The organism is Micromonospora sp. DT53, from assembly GCF_049841535.1.
GTDB lineage: Bacteria > Actinomycetota > Actinomycetes > Mycobacteriales > Micromonosporaceae > Micromonospora.
On sequence record NZ_JBNCKM010000002.1, the window covers coordinates 831,028 to 854,882 of the forward strand.

The 23,855-nt window shown below is 71.7% G+C and carries 22 protein-coding genes and 1 pseudogene; 11 read left to right on the plus strand and 12 right to left on the minus strand.

From position 1 onward, the window contains the following. Window positions 1–40: 40 nt before the first annotated feature. Window positions 41–676 (plus strand): DedA family protein, encoded by a 636-nt coding sequence (locus ACLQ3B_RS09685; RefSeq protein WP_425779283.1) that lies wholly within the window; start codon window positions 41–43, stop codon window positions 674–676. 6 nt (window positions 677–682) lie between these two features. On the opposite strand, the gene ACLQ3B_RS09690 is transcribed toward ACLQ3B_RS09685, so the two are convergent. Together ACLQ3B_RS09690 and ACLQ3B_RS09695 are read right to left on the minus strand one after the other, a co-directional pair. Then, the gene (locus ACLQ3B_RS09690) at window positions 683–1,324 is read right to left on the minus strand and encodes a response regulator (protein WP_425779285.1); all 642 of its coding nucleotides are present in this window, start codon (window positions 1,322–1,324) and stop codon (window positions 683–685) included. After that, a complete protein-coding gene (locus ACLQ3B_RS09695; protein WP_425779287.1) occupies window positions 1,321–2,472 on the minus strand; it encodes a sensor histidine kinase in 1,152 nt (383 codons plus the stop codon). The genes ACLQ3B_RS09690 and ACLQ3B_RS09695 overlap by 4 nt, the downstream gene beginning before the upstream one ends. 134 nt (window positions 2,473–2,606) lie before the next feature. On the opposite strand from ACLQ3B_RS09695, the gene ACLQ3B_RS09700 reads away from it, so the two are divergent. Then, the gene (locus ACLQ3B_RS09700; RefSeq protein WP_425779289.1) at window positions 2,607–3,299 is read left to right on the plus strand and encodes a DedA family protein; all 693 of its coding nucleotides are present in this window, start codon (window positions 2,607–2,609) and stop codon (window positions 3,297–3,299) included. Here ACLQ3B_RS09700 and ACLQ3B_RS09705 read toward each other — a convergent pair. Beyond that, the gene (locus ACLQ3B_RS09705) at window positions 3,274–3,912 is read right to left on the minus strand and encodes a TetR/AcrR family transcriptional regulator (RefSeq protein ID WP_425779291.1); all 639 of its coding nucleotides are present in this window, start codon (window positions 3,910–3,912) and stop codon (window positions 3,274–3,276) included. The two genes, ACLQ3B_RS09700 and ACLQ3B_RS09705, sit on opposite strands and share 26 nt — an antisense overlap. Window positions 3,913–3,980: 68 nt before the next feature. Between ACLQ3B_RS09705 and ACLQ3B_RS09710 the strand changes: the two genes are divergently transcribed. From ACLQ3B_RS09710 to ACLQ3B_RS09720, 3 genes are all read left to right on the plus strand, one after another. Then, window positions 3,981–4,433, plus strand: a complete 453-nt coding sequence (locus ACLQ3B_RS09710; protein ID WP_124815440.1) for an SCP2 sterol-binding domain-containing protein — start codon at window positions 3,981–3,983, stop codon at window positions 4,431–4,433. 1 nt (window position 4,434) lies between these two features. Then, on the plus strand, window positions 4,435–5,649 hold the full coding sequence (locus ACLQ3B_RS09715) for an acyl-CoA dehydrogenase family protein (protein WP_425779293.1): 1,215 nt from the start codon (window positions 4,435–4,437) through the stop codon (window positions 5,647–5,649). 195 nt (window positions 5,650–5,844) lie between these two features. Beyond that, complete coding sequence (locus ACLQ3B_RS09720; protein WP_425779873.1) at window positions 5,845–7,407, plus strand: AMP-binding protein; 1,563 nt, start codon at window positions 5,845–5,847, stop codon at window positions 7,405–7,407. Window positions 7,408–7,414: 7 nt separating this feature from the next. On the opposite strand, the gene ACLQ3B_RS09725 is transcribed toward ACLQ3B_RS09720, so the two are convergent. From ACLQ3B_RS09725 to ACLQ3B_RS09750, 6 genes and pseudogenes are all read right to left on the minus strand, one after another. Continuing rightward, window positions 7,415–8,200 carry a hypothetical protein gene (locus ACLQ3B_RS09725; protein WP_425779295.1) on the minus strand — a complete coding sequence of 262 codons (786 nt, stop codon included), beginning with the start codon at window positions 8,198–8,200 and terminating at the stop codon, window positions 7,415–7,417. Continuing rightward, a complete protein-coding gene (locus ACLQ3B_RS09730; RefSeq protein ID WP_425779297.1) occupies window positions 8,193–8,714 on the minus strand; it encodes a SigE family RNA polymerase sigma factor in 522 nt (173 codons plus the stop codon). The genes ACLQ3B_RS09725 and ACLQ3B_RS09730 overlap by 8 nt, the downstream gene beginning before the upstream one ends. A gap of 61 nt (window positions 8,715–8,775) precedes the next feature. Beyond that, window positions 8,776–10,026 carry a phosphoribosylamine--glycine ligase gene (gene purD / locus ACLQ3B_RS09735; protein ID WP_425779299.1) on the minus strand — a complete coding sequence of 417 codons (1,251 nt, stop codon included), beginning with the start codon at window positions 10,024–10,026 and terminating at the stop codon, window positions 8,776–8,778. Between the two features lie 100 nt (window positions 10,027–10,126). Then, complete coding sequence (locus ACLQ3B_RS09740) at window positions 10,127–10,690, minus strand: hypothetical protein (protein WP_425779875.1); 564 nt, start codon at window positions 10,688–10,690, stop codon at window positions 10,127–10,129. Window positions 10,691–10,915: 225 nt separating this feature from the next. Further along, window positions 10,916–11,062: pseudogene (locus tag ACLQ3B_RS09745) on the minus strand (type IV toxin-antitoxin system AbiEi family antitoxin domain-containing protein); the annotation flags it as partial. Window positions 11,063–11,275: 213 nt separating this feature from the next. Next, window positions 11,276–12,565 (minus strand): adenylosuccinate synthase, encoded by a 1,290-nt coding sequence (locus ACLQ3B_RS09750; RefSeq protein WP_425779301.1) that lies wholly within the window; start codon window positions 12,563–12,565, stop codon window positions 11,276–11,278. A 124-nt stretch (window positions 12,566–12,689) separates the two neighbouring features. Between ACLQ3B_RS09750 and ACLQ3B_RS09755 the strand changes: the two genes are divergently transcribed. Next, a complete protein-coding gene (locus ACLQ3B_RS09755; RefSeq protein ID WP_425779303.1) occupies window positions 12,690–13,778 on the plus strand; it encodes a hypothetical protein in 1,089 nt (362 codons plus the stop codon). Between the two features lie 91 nt (window positions 13,779–13,869). Next, the gene (locus tag ACLQ3B_RS09760; RefSeq protein WP_425779305.1) at window positions 13,870–16,410 is read left to right on the plus strand and encodes a chromosome partitioning protein; all 2,541 of its coding nucleotides are present in this window, start codon (window positions 13,870–13,872) and stop codon (window positions 16,408–16,410) included. A gap of 45 nt (window positions 16,411–16,455) precedes the next feature. Here the strand turns inward: ACLQ3B_RS09760 and ACLQ3B_RS09765 are convergent, their stop codons facing one another. Continuing rightward, window positions 16,456–16,884 (minus strand): DUF3151 domain-containing protein, encoded by a 429-nt coding sequence (locus tag ACLQ3B_RS09765; RefSeq protein WP_196928846.1) that lies wholly within the window; start codon window positions 16,882–16,884, stop codon window positions 16,456–16,458. A 249-nt stretch (window positions 16,885–17,133) separates the two neighbouring features. On the opposite strand from ACLQ3B_RS09765, the gene ACLQ3B_RS09770 reads away from it, so the two are divergent. After that, window positions 17,134–18,327, plus strand: coding sequence for an LOG family protein (locus tag ACLQ3B_RS09770; RefSeq protein ID WP_425779307.1), 1,194 nt, complete (start codon window positions 17,134–17,136; stop codon window positions 18,325–18,327). A gap of 50 nt (window positions 18,328–18,377) precedes the next feature. Here ACLQ3B_RS09770 and fbaA read toward each other — a convergent pair whose 3' ends face one another. Continuing rightward, window positions 18,378–19,403 carry a class II fructose-bisphosphate aldolase gene (fbaA, locus tag ACLQ3B_RS09775; RefSeq protein ID WP_425779309.1) on the minus strand — a complete coding sequence of 342 codons (1,026 nt, stop codon included), beginning with the start codon at window positions 19,401–19,403 and terminating at the stop codon, window positions 18,378–18,380. A 136-nt stretch (window positions 19,404–19,539) separates the two neighbouring features. Beyond that, entirely contained in the window at window positions 19,540–19,923 is a 384-nt protein-coding gene (locus ACLQ3B_RS09780; RefSeq protein ID WP_030491363.1) for a phage holin family protein, read from the minus strand. A 123-nt stretch (window positions 19,924–20,046) separates the two neighbouring features. Between ACLQ3B_RS09780 and ACLQ3B_RS09785 the strand changes: the two genes are divergently transcribed. From ACLQ3B_RS09785 to ACLQ3B_RS09795, 3 genes are all read left to right on the plus strand, one after another. Next, on the plus strand, window positions 20,047–20,259 hold the full coding sequence (locus ACLQ3B_RS09785) for a hypothetical protein (RefSeq protein ID WP_091397476.1): 213 nt from the start codon (window positions 20,047–20,049) through the stop codon (window positions 20,257–20,259). 147 nt (window positions 20,260–20,406) lie between these two features. Further along, window positions 20,407–21,969 (plus strand): LPXTG cell wall anchor domain-containing protein, encoded by a 1,563-nt coding sequence (locus ACLQ3B_RS09790; RefSeq protein WP_425779312.1) that lies wholly within the window; start codon window positions 20,407–20,409, stop codon window positions 21,967–21,969. Between the two features lie 292 nt (window positions 21,970–22,261). Next, window positions 22,262–23,827: an LPXTG cell wall anchor domain-containing protein gene (locus ACLQ3B_RS09795; protein ID WP_425779314.1), complete on the plus strand. Its 1,566-nt coding sequence runs from the start codon at window positions 22,262–22,264 to the stop codon at window positions 23,825–23,827. Window positions 23,828–23,855: the final 28 nt, after the last annotated feature.

Sequence of the window (23,855 nt, forward strand, 5' to 3'; positions counted from 1 at the left end):
AAGCGCCACCGACAGTCGTCAAGCCGCCGAGCATGGAAGCATGGATTCCGCGCTCGACCTGCTCCGACAGCTGGTCACCTCACCGTGGGTGTACCTGCTGATCTTCGGGCTCACGGCGGTCGACGCGTTCTTTCCGGCCGTACCCGGCGAGGCGGCCGTCATCACCGCCGCCGTGCTCTCCACCAGCGGAAATCCCAATCTGGCGGCGGTGATCGTCGCCGCCGCTGTGGGCGCCTGCGCCGGCGACCACGTCTCGTACGCCATCGGGCGCGGTGGCGGCGCGAACCGGCTCGCCGGATTTCCCGACGGCAGCCGACGGCGGGCCAGCTCCGAGTGGGCCCGCCGTGCCCTGGACGAGCGTGGCGGGCTGATCCTGACCACCTCCCGCTATCTGCCGGGCGGCCGGACCGCTGTCACCCTCACCATGGGCGCGGTGCGGTATCCCCGCCGGCCGTTCCTGTTCTACGACGCGATCGCGGCAGTCACCTGGGCCCTGTACTGCGGACTGCTCGGCTACTTCGGTGGGCTGGCCTTCGAGCGCCACCCCGTCAAGGGCGTCCTCGCCGGGCTCGGCCTCTCGGTGCTCGTCACGCTGGGCATCGAGGGCGTCCGCTGGCTGCGCCGCCTGGTGCACCGCCGCGCCGCCGCCCGCGACCGACCGGGCGGATCGACCTGACAGCCGTCACAGCAGGTCGGCGTCGTACACCAGGATGGCCAACTGCACCCGGTTGCCCGCGTGGAGTTTCGCCAGCGCCCGGCTGACGTGTGCCTTGACGGTGGCCTCGCTCATCGCCAGCCGCCGGGCGATCTCCGCGTTGCCGTGCCCGCCCGCCACCTCCCGGACGATCGCCAGCTCCCGCTCGGTCAGCGGCGCGAGCCGCGCACGGGCCGCGTCCCGGCGGGCCGGACCACGCTCGGCGAACGAGCTGATCAGGCGCCGGGTCACCGTCGGGGCGAGCATCGCGTTTCCGGCGGCCACCGTACGAACGGCGGCGGCCAACTCGCGGGGCGGGGTGTCCTTGAGCAGGAAGCCGACCGCGCCGGCCCGCAGCGCCCGGTGCACGTACTCGTCGAGGTCGAAGGTGGTCAACATGATCACCTTCGGGCCGGCGGCGACGACCTCGGGCGCGATGGTCAGCCCGTCGACGCCAGGCATCCGCACGTCGAGCAACACCACGTCGGGGCGTAACCGCTGGGCCTGCTCCAGCGCGCCGACGCCGTTCGCCGCCTCACCGACGACGGTGATGTCCTCTGCCGCCTCGAGGATCAGGCGCAACCCGGCCCGGACCAGCTGCTCGTCGTCGACCACCACCACCCGGATCACGCCGCACCCGCCAGCGGGATCAGGGCCCGGACCAGGAAGCCGCCGTCCACCGGAGTCGCCTCCAACCGGCCGCCGAGCAACTCCACCCGCTCACGCAGCCCGAGCAGCCCCTGCCCGGCACCGGGCAGCGTCGACCCGCCCTCGGACGGGCCGTTGCGGACCAGCACCTCCAGACCGTCCGGCAGGTAGCGCAGGCAGACTGTCGTCTCGGCGTCGGCCGCGTGCTTGCGCACGTTTGTCAGCGCCTCACGGACCACCCGGTACGCGGTACGCCCCAGCGTCGCGGGCAGTGCCGTCGGCACACCCTCGTCGTGGCGGGACACCCGCAGCCCGGCGGCACGGGACTCCCCGATCAACTCGTCCAACATGTCGAGCCCTCGCTCCGGTGTCCCGGCCGGGCCGGCCTGGCGCAGTACACCCAGCACCTCACGCAGGTCGGTGAGCGCCTGCCGGCCGGTCGTCCGGATCAGCGCGGCGGCCTCCACGGTCGCCGGGGCCACGGCGGTCACCTCCAGCGCCCCGGCATGCACCACCATCAGCGAGACCCGGTGCGCCACCACGTCGTGCATCTCCCGGGCGATCCGGGTCCGTTCCTCCGCGCGGACCTGGTCGGCGCGGGCCTCCTGTTCGCGTTCCAGCCGCTCGGCCCGGTCCCGCAGAGCGGCGAGCGTGTCCTGACGGGCGCGCACCCAGAGGCCGAAGAGCAACGGCAGCCCGACCAGGCAGGCGGCGAGCAGCAGCACGTTGCCGGTGGCGGCGGTGGTGATCCGGCGTACGCCACCCACCGCCAGCCCGACCACCACCCCGCCGCCCAGCACCAACGCCGCCCCGCCGAGGTAGCCGGCGAGCTGGCGACCGCGCAGCCGCAGGCCCGCCTGGTACGAGGCCAGCACCCCGGCGGCCGCCGCGGCGAGCACCAACCAGCCGACCGCCGCGGCCAGGAACAACGGCCAGCGACGGGTGCGAACCGTGCCGGCGGCCCACGCCGAGCCCAGCGCGATCAGCAGCACGACCGGGCCGGGCAGCGGCGAGCGGACCCCGAGGTCACCTGTCGCGCTGGCCCAGACGGCCGTGGCCACGACGACGGCGAGCAGCATCGGGCCGTACCGCTGGACGACCCGCCGGAGGGCGACGGCGCTGGAGGCCACGCAACGAGCGTAGGGCTTCCCACCCGGAACGGGCGGCCGTGCGCCGCCGGACCGGGGCTCGGTGGGGGAAGACCCCTACCCGCCCTCGGGGACGGCCGCTACCTAAGTAGTGGCGGCCACCTGACCACTGGCCGATGTCGAGCGTCGCCGGCCCGACCAGCATCGAATTCATGGATCTGCTCGACCTGTTGCACGACACGATGTCCTCGCCCTGGGTGTACCTGGCGATCTTCACGATCGCGGTACTCGACGGCTTCTTCCCGGTGGTGCCGAGCGAGACCGCGGTGATCACCGCGGGGGTGTTCGCGGCCTCCGGAGCGCCGTACCTGCCGGCGGTGATCCTGGTGGCCGCCGCGGGGGCGCTGGTCGGCGACCACATCTCGTACGCCATCGGGCGGGGTATGGGCACACGGCTGCTCGACCGGCTGCCGCCCGACGGTCGACGCCGAGCCGCCATCGACCGGGCTCGCCGGGGCATCGCCACCCGGGGCGGTCTGATCCTCACCGTGGCCCGCTACATCCCGGGCGGCCGGACCGCGGTCACCCTCACCATGGGCGCGGTGCGCTATCCCCGGCGACGGTTCCTGGCCTTCGACGCGCTGGCCGCCAGCTCGTGGGGGCTCTACTCGGCGCTTGTCGGCTACGTCGGCGGGCTGGCCTTCGAGCAGGACCCGCTGCGCGGTCTCCTGCTGGGTCTGGGCCTCGCCCTGACCGTGACGGTGGTCGTCGAGCTGGTCCGTTGGCTCCGCAACCGTCGCCGGTCCGCCGAGCCGGGCAGCGACGCTGTCTCCGCCGGGGCCGTCAGTCGCCAGGTGGACGCCAGGTGATGCCGTGCAGGAGTTGGGCGGCACCGAGCCAGGCCACGTTCATCATCCGGGTGGCCGTCTTCTCCGGATCGGCCTCCGGGTGGTCCGCGAGCCAGTCGGCCAGCGACTCGGTCGCGCCGACCAGGGCGTACGCGACGACCTCCAGGTCGATGGCGGCGATCTCGCGGCCCTCGGCACGCAGCGCGTGGTCGAGCATCCCGGCGACCACCTCGACCAGCCGAGCGCGCATGGTGGCCAGCTCGCCGGCGAACGGCTGCTCGCCCCGGGCCTGCCGGTAGAGCACCGCCCAGCCGTCCCGGTGGGCGCCCACGAAGCCGAAGAACGCCCTCAGCCCACGCCAGAGCCGCTCGTCGGCCGGCAGGTCGGGGGCCGCCGCCCCGGCGATGGCCTGCATCATCCGGGTGCCCTCCCGATGCAGGCAGGCGACGAAGAGTTCCTCCTTGGTGCCGAGGTACGCGTACACCATGGGTTTGGAGATGCCGGCGTCCTCGGCGATCTCGTCCATGCTGGCGGCGTGGAAGCCGCGGCGGGAGAAGACCTTGACGGCCGCGTCGAGCATCTGCTGCTCGCGGACGGCGCGCGGCAGGCGCTTGAAGGCGGGGACGCTGGACACCTTGCGAGCATACCTACTCGTGCGTAGGGTTACGCACGAGTAGCCAAATCTTCCGGAAGGCGCACCTGATGACTGACTTCGACCCGGCCACCTTCGCCAACGTGGGCCCCAAGGAGTTCGCCCAGCTGGTCAAGTCCACCCCGGACGACAAGATCGCCCAGGTGATGTCCGGCGACCTGCGCGGCAAGGTCCTGGGTGAGGTGTTCGGCCGGATGCCGTCGCTGTTCCGCGCGGACCGGGCCGGTTCCACGAACGCGGTCATCCACTGGATCATCACCGGTCGCCCCGACGGCGGCAGCGACACCTACGAGGTGGTCATCGCCGACGGCACCTGCGTCGTGAACGAGACCCCGCAGCACGACCCGAAGCTGAGCCTCACCATGGGCCCTGTCGAGTTCCTGAAGATCGTCTCCGGTGGCGCCAACCCGGTGATGATGTTCATGACCGGCAAGTTGAAGGCGAAGGGCGACCTCGGCCTCGCCGCCAACATCGCCAACCTGTTCGACATCCCCAAGGCCTGACATGGCTGAGTTCTCGCTCGACCTGAACGAGGAACAGCGGGATCTACGCGACTGGGTGCACGGCTTCGCCGCCGAGGTCGTGCGCCCGGCCGCCGCCGAGTGGGACGAGCGCGAGGACACCCCGTGGCCGGTGATCCAGGAAGCCGCCAAGGTCGGCCTCTACGGCTTCGAGTTCCTCGCCACCTGCTGGGCCGACCCGACCGGGCTCTCCCTGCCCATCGCCAGCGAGGAACTCTTCTGGGGTGACGCCGGCATCGGCATGAGCATCTTCGGCACCTCGCTCGCCGTCGCCGCCATCTACGGCGCCGGCACCCCCGACCAGATGGTCGAGTGGGTGCCGCAGTGCTTCGGCCACGTCGACTCGCCGGCCGTCGCCGCCTTCTGCACCAGCGAGCCGGAAGCCGGCTCCGACGTCGGCGCGATGCGCACCCGGGCCGTCTACGACGAGGCCACCGACGAATGGGTGCTCACCGGCCAGAAGGCGTACGCCACGAACGGCGGAATCGCCGGAGTGCACGTCGTCACCGCCTCCGTCGACCCCGCGCTCGGCTCCCGCGGCCAGGCGGCGTTCGTCGTACCGCCGGGCACCCCCGGCCTGGCCGCCACCCGCAAGCTGCGCAAACTCGGCCTCCGTGCGTCGCACACCGCCGACGTGTTCCTCGACGAGGTTCGCGTACCCGGCCGCTGCCTGCTCGGCGGACGGGACGCCCTGCTGGAACGCCTCGACCGGGCCCGCTCCGGTCAGCGGGCCACCGGACAGGCCGCGATGCGCACCTTCGAGCTGACCCGACCCACTGTCGGCGCCCAGGCGCTCGGCGTGGCCCGGGCCGCCTACGAGTACGCGCTCGACTACGCGAAGGACCGGGTCCAGTTCGGACGCCCGATCATCCAGAACCAGGCCGTCGCGTTCGCGCTGGCCGACATGCGGATGGAGATCGACGCGGCGCGGTTGCTCGTCTGGCGTGCGTCGTGGATGGGCCGCAACAACCGCCCGTTCACCGCCGGCGAGGGGTCGATGTCCAAGCTCAAGGCCGGCGAGGTGGCCGTGTCGGTCACCGAGAAGGCGGTGCAGCTGCTCGGCGGGGCCGGCTTCCTGCGCGACCACCCGGTCGAACGCTGGTACCGGGACGCCAAGATCTACACCATCTTCGAGGGCACCTCGGAGATCCAACGACTTGTCATCTCCCGGGCGATCTCCGGGATGCAGATCCGCTGACCGCCGTCGGCCCGGCCCCTCCTCCACGGGTCGGGCCGACGGCGGCCCGGATTCCACGATCTGTGCCGTCTTCGTCACCCCACGCCGACGCCAACTGGGCCTTCAGCCGCGCCCAGTGCATGATCAAGGAAAGAAGGCCTGATGGACGGGCAGACCGCTGCCCCGTCCGCGCACCACCCCGAGGAGGTCTGCGGCATGGACCTGCCGTTCATCGTTGCCACGCTGACCCGTCGCGGGCTGCTCACCCCCGGCAGCCCGATGCGGGTCGCCTCGCAGCTCAACGCGCTGCGGACGTGGGGGTGGAGCCTGGCAGGCGAGCTACGCCAGGCAGCCGCCCGGGACCCCGGCCGCCCAGCCGTCATCGACGAGAACGGCATCGAGCTGACCTACCACGACCTGCTCGACCGGGCCGAACGGATGGCCCGCTCGATGCGGGCCGGGCTCGGCGTACAGGCCGGCGACCGGATCGGCGTGCTCTGCCGCAACCACCACGGGCTGATCGAGACGATCGTCGCCGCCACCCTGCTCGGCGTCGACGCGGTGCTGGTCAACACCGGGCTCAGCGCCGCCCAACTGGGCACCGTCGCCGAGGAGCAGCGGCTGCGACTCCTCGTACACGACGACGAGTTCGCCGATCGGGTCCTCGGCCTCCCCGCCGAACTGTCCCGGCTCGACGAACGCGCCCGCGAGGAGTTGGTGGCCGGGGCACTGCCGGGCGACCTGCACCCACCCGAGCGCGACGGCCGGATCATCGTGCTCACCTCCGGCACCACAGGTACGCCCAAGGGCGCTCGCCGGCCCACCCCCAGCGGCTTCGGCCCACTGGTGTCCATCATCGACCGCATCCCCCTGCACGCCCGGGACCGGGTGATGATCGCCGCACCGATCTTCCACACCTGGGGATTCGCCGCCCTCCAGGTCTGCCTGGCCCTACGGGCCACAATCGTGTTGCACCGCCGCTTCGACCCGGCCGCCACCCTCGCCGCCCTGACCGCGCACCGGTGCGACGCGCTGTTCGCCGTACCGGTGATGGTGCAGCGGCTGCTGGAGGTGCCGCCGCCGGACCCGCGCCCCTCGCTCACTGTCGTCGCGGTCAGCGGCTCCGCCCTGCCCGGCGGGCTGGCCCCGAAATTCATGGACATCTACGGAGACGTCCTCTACAACCTCTACGGATCCACCGAGGTCTCCTGGGCCTCCATCGCCGGCCCGCAGGACCTACGTCAGGCACCCACCACCGCCGGTCGTCCACCACACGGCACCCGCCTGGAGATGCTCGACGACGACGGCCAGCCCGTGCCGGACGGACGGGTCGGGCGGATCTTCGTCGGCAACGAGATGCTCTTCGAGGGCTACACCTCCGGTGCCAGCCGGGAAACCCGCGACGGGCTGCTCGACACCGGCGACCTCGGCCGGCTCAACGCCGACGGGCTGCTCTTCGTCGACGGCCGAGCCGACGACATGATCGTCTCCGGCGGCGAGAACGTCTTCCCGTCCGAGGTGGAGGACCTCCTCGCGCAACTGCCGCAGGTCCGCGAGGCGGCCGTGATCGGCGTGCCCGACCCGGAGTACGGCCAGCGGCTGTCCGCGTTCCTCGCCCTGCACCCCGGCGAGACGCTCGACCCCGAGGCGGTACGCGAGTACGTCCGGCACTTCCTGGCCCGGTTCAGCGTCCCCCGGGACGTGATCCTCGTGAAGTACCTGCCCCGCAACGCCACCGGCAAGGTGCTCACCCGGGAACTGCGCCGCTACTACGGCTGACGGTCGCTCACGGGTACAGGTTGAAGCCCGGCCACCGGCCAATGGTCACCAACTGGTCCTCGGTCAGCAACAGCTCGTCGACGGACGCGCCAGGTTGATCCAGCTTGACCACCACCGTGGTTCGGTCGGGACGCAGCACCGTCGCCGCGCGCGAGCTGGTACCCGCCGGGCCGCCACCGGTACCCGACACCGACTCGCTGCCGTCCGGAAAATGATCGACCGAGCAGTCGTTGTCCGACGGGCCGGCCCGACATCCAAGAACCGCCCCGAGGGTCGGATAAATCCTGATGAGCAGATCGGCGTGATCACCACCCCGGGACAGCTGGATCGTCGTGCTGTAGACGTACCCACTCATGGTGCGCTCGTACGACAGTTGCCGCAGCGGACACCCGGGCACCCCCGAATCGACAGTCAGCTCCCGAGGCAGGTTGACACTCAGGGCGCTGCGCAGCGCCACTGTCAGCCGGACCGCCGCTGTAGCCGGCTGCTCCGTGGGGAACGGAGGCGCCGTGCCGTACCGCTCGAACGGTGACGCGGACCCGCTGGGAGACGCGTTCAGCGGGGCGCAGAGCGACGGGCCGGTGTTCGCCGTCGGCTCCCGCGCGTCCCGGTACGGCCCGGTGACCAGGGTCGACGTCAGTGCGATCACCGCCACCGCCACCCCGGAGCCGGTCAACGCCCACGCCCGGTGCTGGCGGCGGCGCCGGTCGGCCATGATCAGTTCGTTAACGTCGATCCGGGTCGGCGGCGCCTGGGCAACCGCCGCACGCAGTTGGTCGTAGAACTCATCCATCGTTGCGTACCTCCTCGACTCGACAGGACATCGGGGCGAGGCGAGCCCTCATCGCCTCGATGCCACGCGCCGACTGGCTCTTGACGGTGCCTGGAGTGCAGCCGAGCTCCCGCGCGGTCTCCTCGACGGACAGGTCACAGAAGTAGCGCAGCACGAGGACCGCGCGGCGGCGCGGCGGCAGCTCGGCCAGCAGCGCGAGAAGGGTCAGCCGGTCAGCCGCGCCGTCGGTGCCGGTGGCCGAGACCGCGCGATCCGGCACCTCGGCCCAGGCGGCCTCCCGCCGCCAGGGCCGACGCCGCTCGTCCAGCCAGACCCGCAGCAGGATCCGCCTGGCGTACGCGTCCGGGTTGTCCATGACGGACACCCGCGACCAGTGCCGGAGCAACTTGACAAGCGCCGCCGACACCAGATCGTCGGCCGTGTGCCAGTCACCGCAGAGCAGGTACGCCGTGCGGCGCAACGGCTCCAGCCGCGCACCGACGTAGTCGCGATAACTCTCGACATCGACCGGCATTCCGGCCACCCCCTCGTCTCACCGGTCAAACGGCGGCGGGACGGCCGGGGGTTGCCTGAGTTCAGCGGGGAATCGTGATCCGACAGTTGATCGCGGCGGCGGCGATGTCGGTGCGGTGCTGCGAGCCGGCCAGCTCCACCCCGTCCACCAGCGCGTACGCGGCATCCCGCGCGGCGGCCAGGTCGGAGCCGGTGGCCGTACCGCAGAGGACCCGGCCGCCGGCGGAGAGCAACGCGCCGTCGTCGGCCCGGCGGGCGGTGCCCGCGTGGATGATGCCCGGACCGTCCGCGCCGGTGATCACGTCACCGGTGCGCGGCGCGGCCGGATAACCCGGCGAGGCGAGCACCACGGTCACCGCGCTGCCGTCCCGCCACCGCAGCGGCGGGTGCTCGGCCAACGTGCCGGTGGCCGCCGCGTGCAACAACCCACCCAGCGGGGTCTCCAGCAACGCGAGCACCACCTGGGTCTCCGGGTCACCGAAGCGCGCGTTGAACTCGATCACCCGCGGGCCGGCGGAGGTGATCGCGAGCCCGACGTAGAGCAGCCCGGCGAACGGGGTGCCCCGACGACGCATCTCCGCGAGCGTCGGGTGGACCACATCGCGCATGACGTCGTCGACCAGGCCGGGCGGGGCCCAGGCCAGCGGCGCGTACGCCCCCATGCCACCGGTGTTCGGCCCGGTGTCGCCGTCGCCGAGCCGCTTGAAGTCCTGTGCCGGCAACAACGGCAGCGCCGCCTCGCCGTCGGTGACCACGAAGAGGCTGACCTCCGGGCCGTCGAGGAACTCCTCGACCACGACACGTCCACACTCGGCGGCGTGCGCCAACGCGGCGGCCCGGTCGTCGGTCACCACCACGCCCTTGCCGGCGGCCAGCCCGTCGTCCTTCACCACGTACGGCGCGCCGAACTCGTCCAGCGCGCGAGCGGTGCTCTGCTCGTCCGTGCAGACGTACGCCCGGGCGGTAGGCACGCCGGCGGCGGTCATCACGTCCTTGGCGAACGCCTTGGAGCCCTCCAACTGAGCGGCCGCGCCGGATGGGCCGAACACGGCGATGCCCTTGGCGCGTACGGCATCGGCGACCCCGGCGACCAACGGCGCCTCCGGCCCGACCACCACCAGGTCAGCCGCCGTCTCCACGGCCAACGCCGCCACCGCGGCCGGATCTGTCGGAGTCACCGTCCGCAGCTCAGCCACGCCAGCAATCCCCGGGTTGCCCGGCGCGGCAATCAGCGAGGAAACGCCCGAATCCGCCACCAGCCCGAGCGCAAGCGCATGCTCCCGCCCACCGCCACCCACCAAAAGAACCCGCACGCCCGAGATCCTACTGTCCCCCCCAACCCCACCACCGACGCCTCGGTGATCATGAAGTTATTGCCCTCCGCCGCGGCGTGTCGTGGCAACAACTTCATGATCAGCGGTGACCGGCGGCCGTGATCGCTTGGCGGACCGTCCAGGGGATGTAGTCGGGGCGGAGGGTGTCCTGCCAGGTGAAGCGGAGGATGGTCCAGCCGGCGTTGACCAGGCGATTCTGCCGGCGGCGGTCGGCGTAGGCGGCCTCCAGGCTGCCGTGCGCGTCTCGGCCGTCCGCTTCGGCGATCAGCCTTGGGCCGCGCCAACCCAGGTCACCGATGCCGAGCAGATAGCCGTCGTCGTCGCGCACCTCCAACTGCAGCGTGTCCGGCGGCACCCTGCCGTCCACGCAGCGCAGCCGGGCCCGCGTCTCCAACGGCGACTGCGCCCGCCCGTCCGCCTCGGCCAGACAGGCGCGTGCCACGACCGCACCCCGCCGCCCGCGGATCAGGGTGGGAATGGCCGCCAGGTCCGCCGGATCCATGCGGCCCTGGTTCAGCGCTGAGTCGAGGACCGACACCGCCGAATAACGATCAGCCCGAAGGATGACGTCCGAGACGGTACGGAGCGGGGAGGTCGCCGGAATGCCCGCAACCTCGACGACGTCACCGGGGCCGACGGTCACCTGATGCACCGTCAACCACGGCACCAGGGAGCGCTGAGGCCGGGGGCGATCGACTGGGACCGAGACGTGGACCCGTGACGTCCGGCGAAGACCCGCGATGCCGTGCAACTCCAACGCAGAGTCCAGGGCAGCGAAGGCTCCTGGGCCAAGGCTCATCACCGCCGCGCGGATTCGCCCCCGCCGACGCGTCGAATCACTCAGCTCCGCTTCTGGAACGAAGCAGCCGCGAAGAAGCCGCTGCCACCGGCCGGACCGGTGCAACTGCCGGATCTGATCCCTGGTCAGGCCGGCACGCAATGCCTGACCCAGGGTGACGATGCCGTCCTGCCCGGCCGCGATGTGGCGAAGAAGTCGGTGTGCGCCCACACCCACACCCTGCCCACCCGCCCCACCCAACCGAAGCCCCTGTGGATAACCCCAACCCCCTGTGGATAACCCCCAACACTCCGCCCCCGCCCCACCGCCTCGGTGATCAAGAGCTTTACGTCAACCACGCGAGGAAATCTGACGCAAACTTCTTGATCACCGAGGCGGTGGGGTGGGGCCGGGGGGGGTGGGGGTGGGGCCGGGGGGGTGGGGGTGGGGTTAGGGGAGGAGGGGGTGTAGGTGGACGTTTTCTTCTCGGCCTGGGCCTACGCCTACGACGCTCACCCTCGTGTTGCAGAGTTCTTCGACCCTCGCGATGTAGCGGCGGGCGTTCTCCGGGAGGTCGTCGATGCTGCGGGCCTTGGTGATGTCCTCCCACCAGCCGTCGAGTTCCTCGAAGACGGGCTTGGCGTGGTGGAAGTCCGTCTGGCTCATCGGCATGTCGTCGACCCGGACGCCGTTGATCTCGTAGCCGACGCAGATCGGCACCTTGGGCAGGCCGGTGAGCACGTCCAGCTTGGTGATGACCAGGTCGGTGACGCCGTTGAGGCGGCAGGCGTACCGGGCGACGACCGCGTCGAACCACCCGCACCGACGCTCCCGCCCGGTGGTGGTGCCGTACTCCGCGCCGATCTTGCGTAGGTGGTCGCCGTTGGCGTCGAACAGCTCGGTCGGGAACGGTCCGGCGCCGACCCGGGTGGTGTACGCCTTGCTCACCGCGATGACCTTGTTGATCGCGGTCGGCGGGATGCCCGCGCCCACGCAGGCTCCACCGGCGGTCGGGTTGGACGAGGTCACGAAGGGGTAGGTGCCGTGGTCCATGTCGAGCATGGTGGCCTGGGCGCCCTCCAGCAGCACCGTCTCGCCCCGGTCCAGGGCGTCCCAGAGCATCGCCCGGGTCTCCGCGATGTACGGCTTGAGCCGCTCCGCGTACTCCAGGTACTCCTCGACGGTCGCCTCAAGGTCGATCGCCTTGCGGTTGTAGACCTTGAAGAGGATCTGGTTCTTCTCGCGCAGCGCGAGTTCCAGCTTCTTACGCAGGATGCCCGGGTCGAGCAGGTCCTGGAGGCGGATGCCGATCCGGGCGACCTTGTCGCCGTACGCCGGGCCGATGCCGCGGCCGGTGGTGCCGATCCGGGACGAGCCGAGGTAGCGCTCGATGACCCGGTCCAGCGCCCTGTGGTGCGGCATGATCAGGTGCGCGTCACCGGAGATCCGCAGCCGGGACACGTCCACGCCGCGCTCGGCCAGGCCGTCGATCTCGGCGAGCAGCACCTTCGGGTCGACCACCACACCGTTGCCGATGACGATCATCGCGTCCGGTGAGAGCGCGCCGGACGGCATCAGGTGCAGCGCATACTTCTGGCCGTCTGGGGTGATCACCGTGTGCCCGGCGTTGTTGCCGCCGGAGTAGCGCACGACGTAGTCGACCCGCTCACCCAGCAGGTCGGTAACCTTGCCCTTGCCCTCGTCGCCCCACTGAGCGCCGATGAGCACGATCGCTGGCATCTTTTCCGCCTCCAGAAGGCTCGGGTGCCAGGTGGCGACCGCTCGGCGAGCCCGGGGTGTCAGGTTAACAAGTAGTGACGGCGTGGCCGGCAGGGGTCGCGTCGAGAGGCAGGAGGCTCCTTCGGTGTACGACGTGGTGCTGCTCACCCTCGGTTCGGAGCGGGACGCTCCCGGGGGCTGTGGCAGCGGCGGGGCCTGCTGCGGTGGTGCGTCCGGGGCCGACACCGCCCCGACGAGCCAGACCGATACCGGCCAGACCAGCACCGGCCAGACCAGCACCGGCCAGAGCAACGCCGACCAGGCCAGCACCGGCCAGACCGACACCGAGCAGTGCGCGACGGAGCGGCCCCGGGTGCCGGTGCTGGCCTGCGCCGATGCGCTGAACGCCCGGGGCGCCCGGGTGGAGACGGTCACCGCCCGCTCCGACGCGGAGATCGACGCGGTGTTGGCCCGGCTCGACGGCCCGGCCCGCCCGGACGGCCTCACCTGGCCGGACCCGGACAGCAAGACCAGGCTTGTCATCGCCACGGCCAGTGACGGGCAGTTGCGCGCCGTGCTGCGCCGGCTGGTCAAGCGGTACGCCCCGGCGCCGAGCAAGCGCCCGGCGGACCTGCCCGGCAACCGCACCCTGCCCGACCTGCCTCCGGTGGCCGTACTCCCGCTTGATCCGGCCCGTGGCGGCACCCACCGGGACCTGGTCGCGCAACTCGGGCTGCCCCGTGACCCGGCGGCGGTGGCCGCCGCGGTGCTGGACGGCACGCCACGCCGGCTGGACCTGCTGCGCAACGACGGCGGCTCGGTGACCCTGGACGGCGCGCTCCTCGGCGCCGCCGACGACGCCGGCCGGCCGCTGCACTGGCGCGCCCGGGTGGAGGTCGACGACACCATTCTCACCGACGGTGCGGAACCGCTGCTGGCCTGCGCGGTCGGCAACGCCGGCGGGTACGCGACGCTCGACGACGTGACGTTGCTGACCGCGCCGGACCCGGCCGACGGCCAGGTCGAGGTCGCGGTGGCCGTGCCGGTGGTCGTCCGCTCGGCGTGGGGGCGCAAGCGGGTACGCCTCGAAGTTCGGCGGGCCCGTGGGCGGGCGGTGTCGGTGCTGCCCAGGGAGGGCAAGGTGCCGTACCTCGACGATGGTGTCGAGGGCGAGCTGACCCGCAAGCGTTCCTGGTGGATCGAGCCGGGGGCCTGGGCGGTCTGGTCGATCTGAGCTCGACCGCGCGACCGGCCGACCTGCCTGCGCCGATCCGCCCTGCTGGGCGAATGGGCCTATCCTCGCAGGAGGACTGGGGAGGGCCGTAATGGACGAGAACGCCGACCGGGCGCAGGTGCCCGGCCAGCAGCCGGTGCCGGAGCGGGACATCGAACCACTCTGGCCGCCAGATCCGGGCGACCGGGGCGCGGTGCCGCCCTGGGCTGCGGTCGCCGAGCAGCGGGGTGGGCCGTCGTCGGTCGCGCCACCGGTCACACCACCGGTGGCCGCGCCTCCGATCGGGCGACCGCCGGTGCCCGGCCAGCCCGGCGCTGCGGCCCTGTCGCCGCCCTCGCCGTCGGACTACCCGTCGCTCAGCGGCGCGGTCCCGGCTCCCGGCGGGTGGGGGCCTGGTGGCCCGTCCGGCACCGGGTCGGGTTGGGCGCCGGCGCAGCCGAGTTGGCCACCGCCTACCGACCCGGCCGCTGCGTCATCGCCGCCGGTGACGGGTGCCCAACCGATGCTCCCGGCGACCGGCCCCGGGAGCAACGGCGGGCCAGGTGGGGCCGGCATTCCCACTGCCGCTGCCACACCGAACATCACCTCCGCGCCGAGGGACGGCCGACCCGCCGCGAGCGACGCGCCCGGTACCGCAGCCGACGCGGCCGGCAGGGCTGGCGAAGCGACGCAGGTGCAGCCCGGCGACCGGGGTCCGACCGCCGCGCCGATCACCCCGGGCGGCGTCGACCTGGACCTGCCGTTCACCCTGGATCGCCCCACCGCAGCGGCAACTGCCGGTCACCCCACCACGCCCGCAGCCACCGACCGGCCCACCCCAGCCGCCACCGCGTCCGCCACCGCGTCCGCCGCCAGCCCGAACGCCACCGCCGGCCCGAACGCCGCCGCCAGCCCGAACGCCACCGCCGGCCCGAACGCCACCGCCGGCCCGAACGCCACCGACAGCCCGAACGCCACCGACAGCCCGAACGCCACCGACAGCCCGGCGGCCGCCGGCTCCGCGCCGGCAGACTCCTCGGCCGCAGGCCCTGCGGCGGCCGGCCCAGCACCACAGCCCGGCGGACCCGTGCCGCCGGTCGGTGGACCGGCACTACAGGCTGCCGGGCCCACACCCCACCCAGGTGGACCGGCGCCGCAGGCTGGTGGACCGGCGCCACAGGCCGGCGGGCCGGTGCCGCAGGCCGGCGGGCCCACACCCCACCCCGGCGGGCCCGGTGAGGACGGGTCCGCCGACGGGCCGGCGCGGCCGATTGCCGAGTCGCCGTGGGCGTATCCGCCGCAACGCCCCGCTGGAGCCCCGCCCGCTCCGGACGAGGTCAACGCGACGCCTCCGATTCCGCCGCCGCCCGTCGTCCCGCACGTCGGTCCCGCGCAGGCCCACCCCGGGCAGTCGTTCACTCCGACCATTCCCGGTCAGGCGGGCCCGGCGCAGATTCCGCCGCCGCCCGATCTGACGCAGTTCAGCAACCCGCCGCCCGGCCCTCCCGTGCCGCAGCAGGCGCCGCCGCAGGCCGGGCCGACGACCCCACCGCCCGGGCCGTTTCCGCCCTCGCCGGGTTGGTACCCACCGCCCTGGCAGCAGGGCTCGCCCGGCGGTACGCCTGGGCAGCCGTACCAGGAGGCCGACGGGGTGACCCGGGTGCCGGCCCCGGCGTACCCGGATGCGACCGCGTACCCGGACGCGAGTTGGACACCGGAGGACACCGCCGCGCCGACCGCCGAGGACTTCGCCCGACGCCGCCAGGTTCGACCCGCCGACCCGGTGGCGACAATGGGTGTACGCGCGGTGGTCAACAAGATGGGCCTGCTTCGGCTCTCGCCGGGGCGGCACGAGCAGGAGCTCAAACGGGACATCGAGATGGTGCGCCGCAACTTCGGCGGTCTGCGGCAGGTGACCGTGGTCAACCCGAAGGGCGGTGCCGGTAAGACGGTGGCCATCCTGCTGCTCGCGATGACGTTCGGTCAGAAGCGCGGCGGTTACGTGCTGGCCTGGGACAACAACGAGACCCAGGGCACCCTGGGGATGCGCGCCCAACAGGACTTCCACTCCCGCACGGTGCGGGACATGCTGCGTGACCTCGGGCAGTTCCAGGGCGCGCACGGGCGGGTCGGTGACCTGTCGCAGTACGTCCGTTCGCAGGGCGAGGGGATGTTCGACGTTCTGGCCTCGGACGAGTCGGCCACCGGTGGCGAGATGTTGACAGCCGCCGCGTTCGCCGAGATCCGCGAGGTGGTCAGCCGGTTCTACAAGTTGATCTTCGTGGACACCGGGAACAACGTCCGGGCGCAGAACTGGCAGGCGTCGATGGACGCCACCGACCAGTTGGTGGTCACCATGTCGGCCCGTAACGACTCCGCCGAGACCGCCGCCCGGATGCTCGACCACCTGGAGCAGAGCGGCCGGCAACGGCTGGTCCGTCAGGCCGTGACTGTGGTGTCGATGCCGCCGTCGCGCAAGGAGATCGACCTGCCGGCCATCCAGGAGCACTTCGCGGCCCGCACCCGGGCGGTGCTGCTGGCCCCGTACGAGCGGCTCATCGACAGTGGCGAGCCGATCCGGTACGGCGGGCTCTCCTCGGCCACCCGGGACGCCTGGCTGAAGATCGCCGCAGCGGTCGCCGAAGGGCTGTAACCCGCCGACGGCCGGCCCGGTGTCGGGCCGGCCGCCGGGGCGGGGTCAGTTGCTCGCCAGCGCGTCCGCCGCTTCCGGGTCGCAGTCGCGTAGGAACTGGGCACAGCGGGCCGCCTCGTCGGCCTCACCGATCTCGTCGGCGGCGCGGGACAGCACGTACAGGCAGCGGAGGAAGCCCTGGTTGGGCTCGTGTGACCACGGCACCGGGCCGTGCCCCTTCCACCCACTGCGGCGCAACTGGTCGAGGCCCCGGTGGTAACCGGTGCGGGCGTACGCGTACGCCGCCACCACCTGGCCCTGCGCGAAGGCCCGCGCCGCGAGCTCCGCCCAGGCAGCGCTGTAGGTCGGGAAGCCGGCCGCCACGTTGGCGTACGCCTCGTCGGTGCCGGCCTCGTCGGCGGCGGCCAGGGCGGCGTCGGCCTCGTCGTTCACGGGCAGGCGGGTGGCCGGTGGCTCTGGCAAAAGGTTCTGCATCGCCCCATTCAACCCGCTGGACAGGGCGACACGCGAGCGGGTCGGCCGACGTGTTCCGCTGAACGGCTGAGGAGTTGGTCACGCCTGCGGCCTATGCCGCTGCCTGGTGTTTTCCACTACAACTAATGGTCCGGAGCCTCCCCAGGAACCGGTTATGCAGGAGCCCGGTGGCCACGACCACCGGGCTCCTGTCGGTTCCACAGCCGGCCCGAGGTTTGGCCGGCCCCGGCGGAGGGGCAGGATGGCCGGGTGCCGACCCCACCTCCCGCGGACGTCATCGAGCCGCACCTGCACGCCGGTGAGATCCAGACCCGGGCCGAGTTCGACCAGCAGCTGGCCACCGGTCGACTGACCGGGCTGACCGTGCAGGGCCTGCGGCTCGACCTCGCGCCGGTGCCCGACCTGACCGGCATCGACGTCGCCGGCACCCTCTTCGTCGGTTGCCGGTTCGCGTCCCGGGACGTGGGCGCCGACCTGGTCCGGCGTGGCGCGAACGTGGTGCCGCCGTTCTCCGGGTTGCCGTACCCGACCCAGCCGACGCACCTCCACAGCCCGGACGACCTGGCCGCCGGGTTCGCCGAGGGCGGGTTCACCGGGATGTACGACACCCTGGTGTACGACCACTACCGGGCGCACGGCGGCGCGCTGCCGGACGTCAGGGAGGCGCTGGGTCAGCGGCTGCACGACCACGGCGTGGACAACGCGTTGGCCGACGCCACCCGGGTCTGGCTGGCCGCGTACGGGCCGCAGTCGGTGGTGGGCATCATGGGCGGTCACGCGGTGCGACGCGGCAGTCCCGCGTACCGGATGGCGGCCGTGTTGGGTTGGGAGCTGGCGCGGGCCGACCGGCTGGTGGTGACCGGCGGCGGCCCCGGGGTGATGGAGGCCGCGAACCTCGGCGCCTACCTGGCGGACCGGCCGGCGACCGACGTGACGGCCGCGATCGACCTGCTGGCCACCGCCCCCGACTTCACCGACCATCACCGGTACACGGCCGTGGCGCTGACGGTCCGGCAGCGGTACGCGGGGGTGCCCCGGCAACGTGGCGACGACCTGGGCTGGGCGCGTGCGGGTGGTCTGGCCATTCCGACCTGGCTGTACGGGCACGAGCCGGCGAACCTGTTCGCCGGGCGGATTGCGAAGTACTTCTCGAACGCGATCCGGGAGGACACCATCCTGCGCCTGGCCCGGGGTGGCATCGTCTTCGCGCCGGGGCGGGCGGGCACGGTGCAGGAGGTGTTCCAGGCGGCCACCAAGACCTACTACGGCACGGACGGCGCCAGCGGGGCGTACATCTTCCTGGACCGCGCCTACTGGACCACGGAGCTGCCGGTGGAGGCGCTGTTGCGCCCGCTGCTGGCCGCGTCCCCGTTCGGTGACCTGTCCTCGACGATCCACCTCACCGACGACGTTCGCGAGGCCGTACGCCTGCTGACGACCTGACGACGACGGCCGGCTCCCCGTGCGGGGGGCCGGCCGTCGGTGGGACGTCGTTACTTGGTCATCGTGGTGCCGGTCGAGCGCAGGTCCTCGCACGCCTGGACGACCCGGGCGGCCAGGCCGGCCTCGGCGGCCTTGCCCCACGCGCGCGGGTCGTACTGCTTCTTGTTGCCGACCTCGCCGTCGATCTTCAGCACGCCGTCGTAGTTGCGCAGCATGTGGTCCGCGACGGGCCGGGTGAAGGCGTACTGGGTGTCGGTGTCGATGTTCATCTTCACCACGCCGTAGTCCAGGGCCTCGCGGATCTCGCTCAGCAGGGAGCCGGAGCCGCCGTGGAAGACCAGGCTGAGCGGCTTGTCCTTGCTGTACTTGGCGCCGACGGCGTCCTGGATCTGCTTGAGGATCTCCGGGCGCAGCTTGACGTTGCCCGGCTTGTAGACGCCGTGCACGTTGCCGAAGGTCAGCGCCGCCATGTAGCGGCCCTTCTCGCCGAGGCCGAGCGCCTCGACCATGGCCAGGCCGTCATCGGTGGTGGTGTAGAGCTTGTCGTTGATGGCGTTCTCGACGCCGTCCTCCTCGCCACCGACGACGCCGACCTCGATCTCAAGGACGATCTTGGCCTTGGCGGCCTCGTCGAGCAGCTGTGCGGCGATCTGCAGGTTCTCCGCGACCGGCACGGCCGAGCCGTCCCACATGTGCGACTGGTACAGCGGCTCCTCGCCGCGCTTCACCCGCTCCTGCGAGATGCCCATCAGCGGACGGACGAACTTGTCCAGCTTGTCCTTCGGGCAGTGGTCGGTGTGCAGGGCGACGTTGACCGAGTACTTCTTGGCCACCTCGTGCGCGTACGCGGCGAACGCCACCGCGCCGGTGACCATGTCCTTGATCGAGGGGCCGGAGAGGTATTCGGCGCCACCGGTGGAGACCTGGATGATGCCGTCGCTCTCCGCGTCGGCGAAGCCCTTGAGCGCCGCGTTCAGCGTCTGGGAGGAGGTCACGTTGATCGCGGGGTACGCGTACCGGCCGGCCTTGGCGCGGTCCAGCATCTCCGCGTAAGCCTCGGGGGAAGCGATGGGCATGTGATGTGCTCCTTACTTACCACTCTCGGCCGTGCTGGCCGCTGTTCTTCATTTGTGCGCCGGACCGCGCTGTCCTCCACCCGGAAGTATCCCGTAGGTGAGGTGCGCCGGAACAACCGACCCGGGTGCTAGTCGTTCACCGGCGGTCCAGGTTGTCCGGCACGATGACGCTGATCAACCAGGTCACCACGGTCATCACGATGGCTCCCCAGAACGCCGGCCAGAATCCGTCCACCTGGAACGGCAGGTCGAGCCCGCGGGCGATCCGGTCGGTGAGCAGGAACAGCAGAGCGTTGACCACCAGCGCGAACAGCCCCAGCGTCAGTAGGTAGAACACGCAGCCGACAACCCGGATCACCGGTTTGAGCACCGCGTTGATCACGCCGAAGATCAGCGCCACCACGATCAGGGTGAGGACGGTGTTGCCACCCGAGCGGCCGTGCACGTCCACCCCGGGCACGATCAGCGTGGTTATCCACAACGCGACCGCGGTGATCGCCAGTCTGATGAGGAAGCCCACGGCACCATCCTGGCACCGGGCCGCGTCGCCGAGGGCTGATTCCGCCTACTCCGCTTCCGGGCGGTACACCCGGCCAGCCCGTACGGTGGGTGGAACCGTGCCCCGAGACCCCCGGGAGGAACGATGGGTCAGCCCGATGAGGACTTCACCCCCGGCGACCACCTCGCGCCCGACGAACGCGACCCGGAGGCGGACCCGGCCGACGCGGTCGAGCAGGCCACGGTCGCCGGCCCGGCCGACGTCGACAGTGAGCCGCACCGCGGCCTGGAGGTCGACGACTGGGACGCGATGGAGCAGGCCCGGGTGGTCACCGGGGACGAGGACGACTACCGCTGAGCCCGCCGCGGGGCCGGTTGCCCGTTGCGACAGAGGTGTCCAGCCGTTCGGGTCATTCGACGAATATCGATCCGGAGGGGTTACCGGCGGAGTCGGGGCCTCCCTAGGTTGGACGAGCGCCACCTGGACCCCCACGGGAGGACTCCCATGCTCAAGCACTTGCTCCGCTGGCTGACCGGGCTCGGCGCCGCCGGCGCGTTGATCGCCGCCTCCGCCACCCCCGCCGTCGCCGCGCCCACGGTCGAGCCCTACTTCCAGGACTCCACCCTGGCCATCGGGGCGGAACCGACCATCCGCGGCCTGTTGCTCTACGCCGACGAGCCGACGGTCCTCACCGACGTGTCCGTGCGGTACGACTACCGCTCCCTGGCCGGCAAGCTCACCGTGGCACCTGCCGACGGTCAGGAGTGCACCGCACCGGAGCCGGGCGTTCTCGTCTGCGCGGAGCCCTTCGACGTCACCCTGTACGAGCTGCCGCCGCTTGGCGGCGGGATCTACCGCAACGGGGCCAAGCGGGTGCACCTCGGCCTCACCGAAGATGCGCGGCTCGGTGACTCCGGCGACGTCGCGGTCAGCTTCCGAGCCGCCGGCGGACGGCACGGCAGCTACACCTCCCGGGTCCGGGTCGGCGAGGGGGTCGACCTGGCCGGCGGGCCGTTCACCGAACTCTCCGCCAAGCCGGGCGGGAAGTTCACGGTGCCGCTGGTCGTGGCCAACGCCGGCGACAAGACCGTCAACGGATTCGTCGCGGTCTTCGACCTGCCCTACTCGATCCGGACCAAGGACCGGTTCAGCAACTGCCGCTATTCCGACGACCACCTGATGTCCTGCCAGTTCGACGAGGACATCCCGGTGGGCACCGGGCTCGCCACCACGCTGAACCTCGACTTCGTCAAGGACACCTACGCGCCGGCCAGCCACTCCGGCTATGCCCAGTTCATGACCACTGCCGACTTCGAGGACCTGACCCGGGTGCGGGCGGCCGCCGGCGAAAGAGCGGCCACCCCCGGCAGCGGCCCGGAACTGACTCTGGCCAAGGCGCCCGCCCGGGCGCGACAGGCGGACCAGACCGATGTCGGCCCGGGCTACGACTACACCGGGTGGATCATCAGGGCGACCGGCAAGAACGGCACCGACCTCGCGGCCATCGGCGCCTCGCTCAAGGGCACGGCCGGAGCGGTCGTCACGGCGACCGTCGGCTTCCGGAACAACGGCCCGGCGACGCTCGACGGAACGAACGGGGACTTCGAGGCCGCCACCCACACCGACGTCGAGCTACCGCCGGGCACCACAGCTGTCGAAATCCCCGACAGCTGCTGGTTGCGGCTGGACACCACCCGCACGTACCTGTGCGCCTCGGAGATGCTCCTGGTGGCCGGGCAGACCTACAGCCTGAAGTTCCGGCTGCGCATCGACAAGGTCATCCCCAACGCCCGGGGCGCGGTGCAGGTCAACGCGCGGTGCGAGTGCGCCGGCAACGAGGGCTTCAAGGACGACATCAAACCGGCCAACGACAGGGCCACCATCGTGGTCAACGCGACCCAGGGCGGTGGCGGCCACGGTGATGGCGACGGTGGCGGTGGCGGTGGTTCGCTGCCCATCACCGGCACCCCCACCACCCAGATCGCCGGCATCGGTGCCCTGCTCCTCGTCACCGGCGTGGGCGGTTACCTGCTCGCCCGACGCCGAACCTCCCGCTTCGTCGCCTGACCCACCTCGCCCGCCGGCGCCCCGCCGTCCCGTACCCGGGCGGCGGGGCGCCGTCGTGAACGCCCCGCAGCAGCGGGGCCAACCGCGCGTCCGCGAACTTCTCGTACGTCACTGCACCTCCCGGGGGCTCCTGCCACAGATGACGGGAGCGGACCGACCGAACATTGCGGTGACGCTGATCAACCTTTCGGTTCGTCTTCCTGGAGGGCCCGTTCTGGGGGCTGCAGTCAGCCTTAGTGGTTCCTTAAGATCCGCACGCTCCACCTGATCCCCCAACTGGAGGAACCCCCTCATGCTCACCCACTCCACCCGGCGTTGGCTCGCCGGTCTGGGCGTAGCAGGCGCGTTCGTCGCCGCCTCCGCCAGCCCGGCCGTCGCCGCCGCCGAGGAGCCCTCGAACGAGGTCTTCCTGTACGCCAACAACGTGCTCGTCGCATCCGGCGGTGAGGCCAAAGCGGTCACCTTGCTGGCCTTCACCGAGGCGCTGCCCGAGAACTTCACCATCACGGTTGACCGCGCCGCCGTGACGGACTTCGCCAAGGTCACCCTGACCGACTCGCTGCCCGGCTGCTCGGAGGCCGGATCGGTCATCACCTGCTCCCTCAAGGGTCCCGACACCATCGACTACGTCCTCGATCTGACCGTCGAGGCCAAGGACTCCGCGTCGGTAGGGAAGAAGGGCGACCTGACCCTCACCCTGGCGGCGGAGGGCAGGGCGAACGTCACCACCACGTCCACCATCGAGGTCGGCGAGGGTGTGGACCTGAAGGCTGACGAGGAGCTCGAGGTCTCGGGCGCGCCGGGGTCGTCGCTGAAGGCGCCGCTGCGGGTCGCGAACGTGGGTGACAAGCCCGCCAACGGTGCCGTCCTCCTCATCACGACCACTCCCGGCATGGCGACCTCTCGGCACTCGAACTGCTCCTACCTGCAGGCGTTCGGGACGAACTTCGCGCAGTGCTCGTACGACCAGAAGATCGAGCCGAACGCGGTGCTGCAGTTGGACTCGTCGTCCACGCTGAAGATCGCCTCGGACGCCTGGGCGCCGGGCAAGCAGTACGGCTTGGGTCAGTGGTTCGCCGACGGAGACTGGGCCGAGTTCCTCGCGGACTTCCCGATCCCGACCGACAAGTGGGAGAAGGGGACCGGCTCCGAGCTGACCCTGGTGTCGGCACCGAAAGCACAGGCCCAGCGGCTCCGGCAGACCGACAAGGACTCCAGCAACAACGCCACGTTGATCCTGGCAAACGTGACCGGCAGCCAGCGTGCCGACGCGGCCGCCACCGGGGCCGAGGTGAGCGGCGCCGTCGGCAAGACGGTGAACGCCAAGGTCGGGTTCGTCAACAACGGGCCGGCAATGATCAACTCGTACGCTCCGGATGAGCTGGTCACCGCAGCGGAGATCACGATCCCGGCCGGTGCCACCGCCGTGACGGCGCCGGACGAGTGCCTGCCGGTCAAGGATGGCGAAGAGATCGGCGGGTACGGCGAGCCCGGCGCTCGCATCTACTTCTGCGAGTGGTTCGGCGCGCTGCACAAGGGTGACCGCGCGGTGTTCGAGTTCGGATTGCGCATCGACAACCTGGCCGGTGCACCGGGTGCTGTTCGCCTGCAGCACTTCAACCTGGACGGCAGTGGCTCGACCGTGGCCGACCTCGACGCGAAGAACGACACGGCGGCCTTCGTGATCAAGGGTGCCGCCAACGGTGGCGACGGTGGCACGGGCGGCGGTGACGGTGGCTCGCTGCCGATCACCGGTCAGTCCACCGGCCTGATCGCCGGCCTCGGCGCGCTGCTGCTCGCCGCGGGCGTCGGCGGCTACCTGGTGGCCAAGCGCCGCCGCACGCGCTTCGTCGCCTGATCCACCCGCACCACCGGCGCCCCGTCGA

Excerpts from the sequence above, each read along its gene's own strand:
- ACLQ3B_RS09685 (WP_425779283.1), top strand. The coding sequence starts at position 41 with ATGGATTCCGCGCTCGACCTGCTCCGACAGCTGGTCACCTCACCGTGG.
- ACLQ3B_RS09700 (WP_425779289.1), top strand. The coding sequence starts at position 2,607 with ATGTCGAGCGTCGCCGGCCCGACCAGCATCGAATTCATGGATCTGCTC.
- ACLQ3B_RS09710 (WP_124815440.1), top strand. The coding sequence starts at position 3,981 with ATGACTGACTTCGACCCGGCCACCTTCGCCAACGTGGGCCCCAAGGAG.
- ACLQ3B_RS09715 (WP_425779293.1), top strand. The coding sequence starts at position 4,435 with ATGGCTGAGTTCTCGCTCGACCTGAACGAGGAACAGCGGGATCTACGC.
- ACLQ3B_RS09720 (WP_425779873.1), top strand. The coding sequence starts at position 5,845 with ATGGACCTGCCGTTCATCGTTGCCACGCTGACCCGTCGCGGGCTGCTC.
- ACLQ3B_RS09725 (WP_425779295.1), bottom strand. The coding sequence starts at position 8,200 with ATGGATGAGTTCTACGACCAACTGCGTGCGGCGGTTGCCCAGGCGCCG.
- ACLQ3B_RS09730 (WP_425779297.1), bottom strand. The coding sequence starts at position 8,714 with ATGCCGGTCGATGTCGAGAGTTATCGCGACTACGTCGGTGCGCGGCTG.
- ACLQ3B_RS09750 (WP_425779301.1), bottom strand. The coding sequence starts at position 12,565 with ATGCCAGCGATCGTGCTCATCGGCGCTCAGTGGGGCGACGAGGGCAAG.
- ACLQ3B_RS09760 (WP_425779305.1), top strand. The coding sequence starts at position 13,870 with ATGGACGAGAACGCCGACCGGGCGCAGGTGCCCGGCCAGCAGCCGGTG.
- ACLQ3B_RS09765 (WP_196928846.1), bottom strand. The coding sequence starts at position 16,884 with ATGCAGAACCTTTTGCCAGAGCCACCGGCCACCCGCCTGCCCGTGAAC.
- fbaA (WP_425779309.1), bottom strand. The coding sequence starts at position 19,403 with ATGCCCATCGCTTCCCCCGAGGCTTACGCGGAGATGCTGGACCGCGCC.
- ACLQ3B_RS09785 (WP_091397476.1), top strand. The coding sequence starts at position 20,047 with ATGGGTCAGCCCGATGAGGACTTCACCCCCGGCGACCACCTCGCGCCC.
- ACLQ3B_RS09790 (WP_425779312.1), top strand. The coding sequence starts at position 20,407 with ATGCTCAAGCACTTGCTCCGCTGGCTGACCGGGCTCGGCGCCGCCGGC.
- ACLQ3B_RS09795 (WP_425779314.1), top strand. The coding sequence starts at position 22,262 with ATGCTCACCCACTCCACCCGGCGTTGGCTCGCCGGTCTGGGCGTAGCA.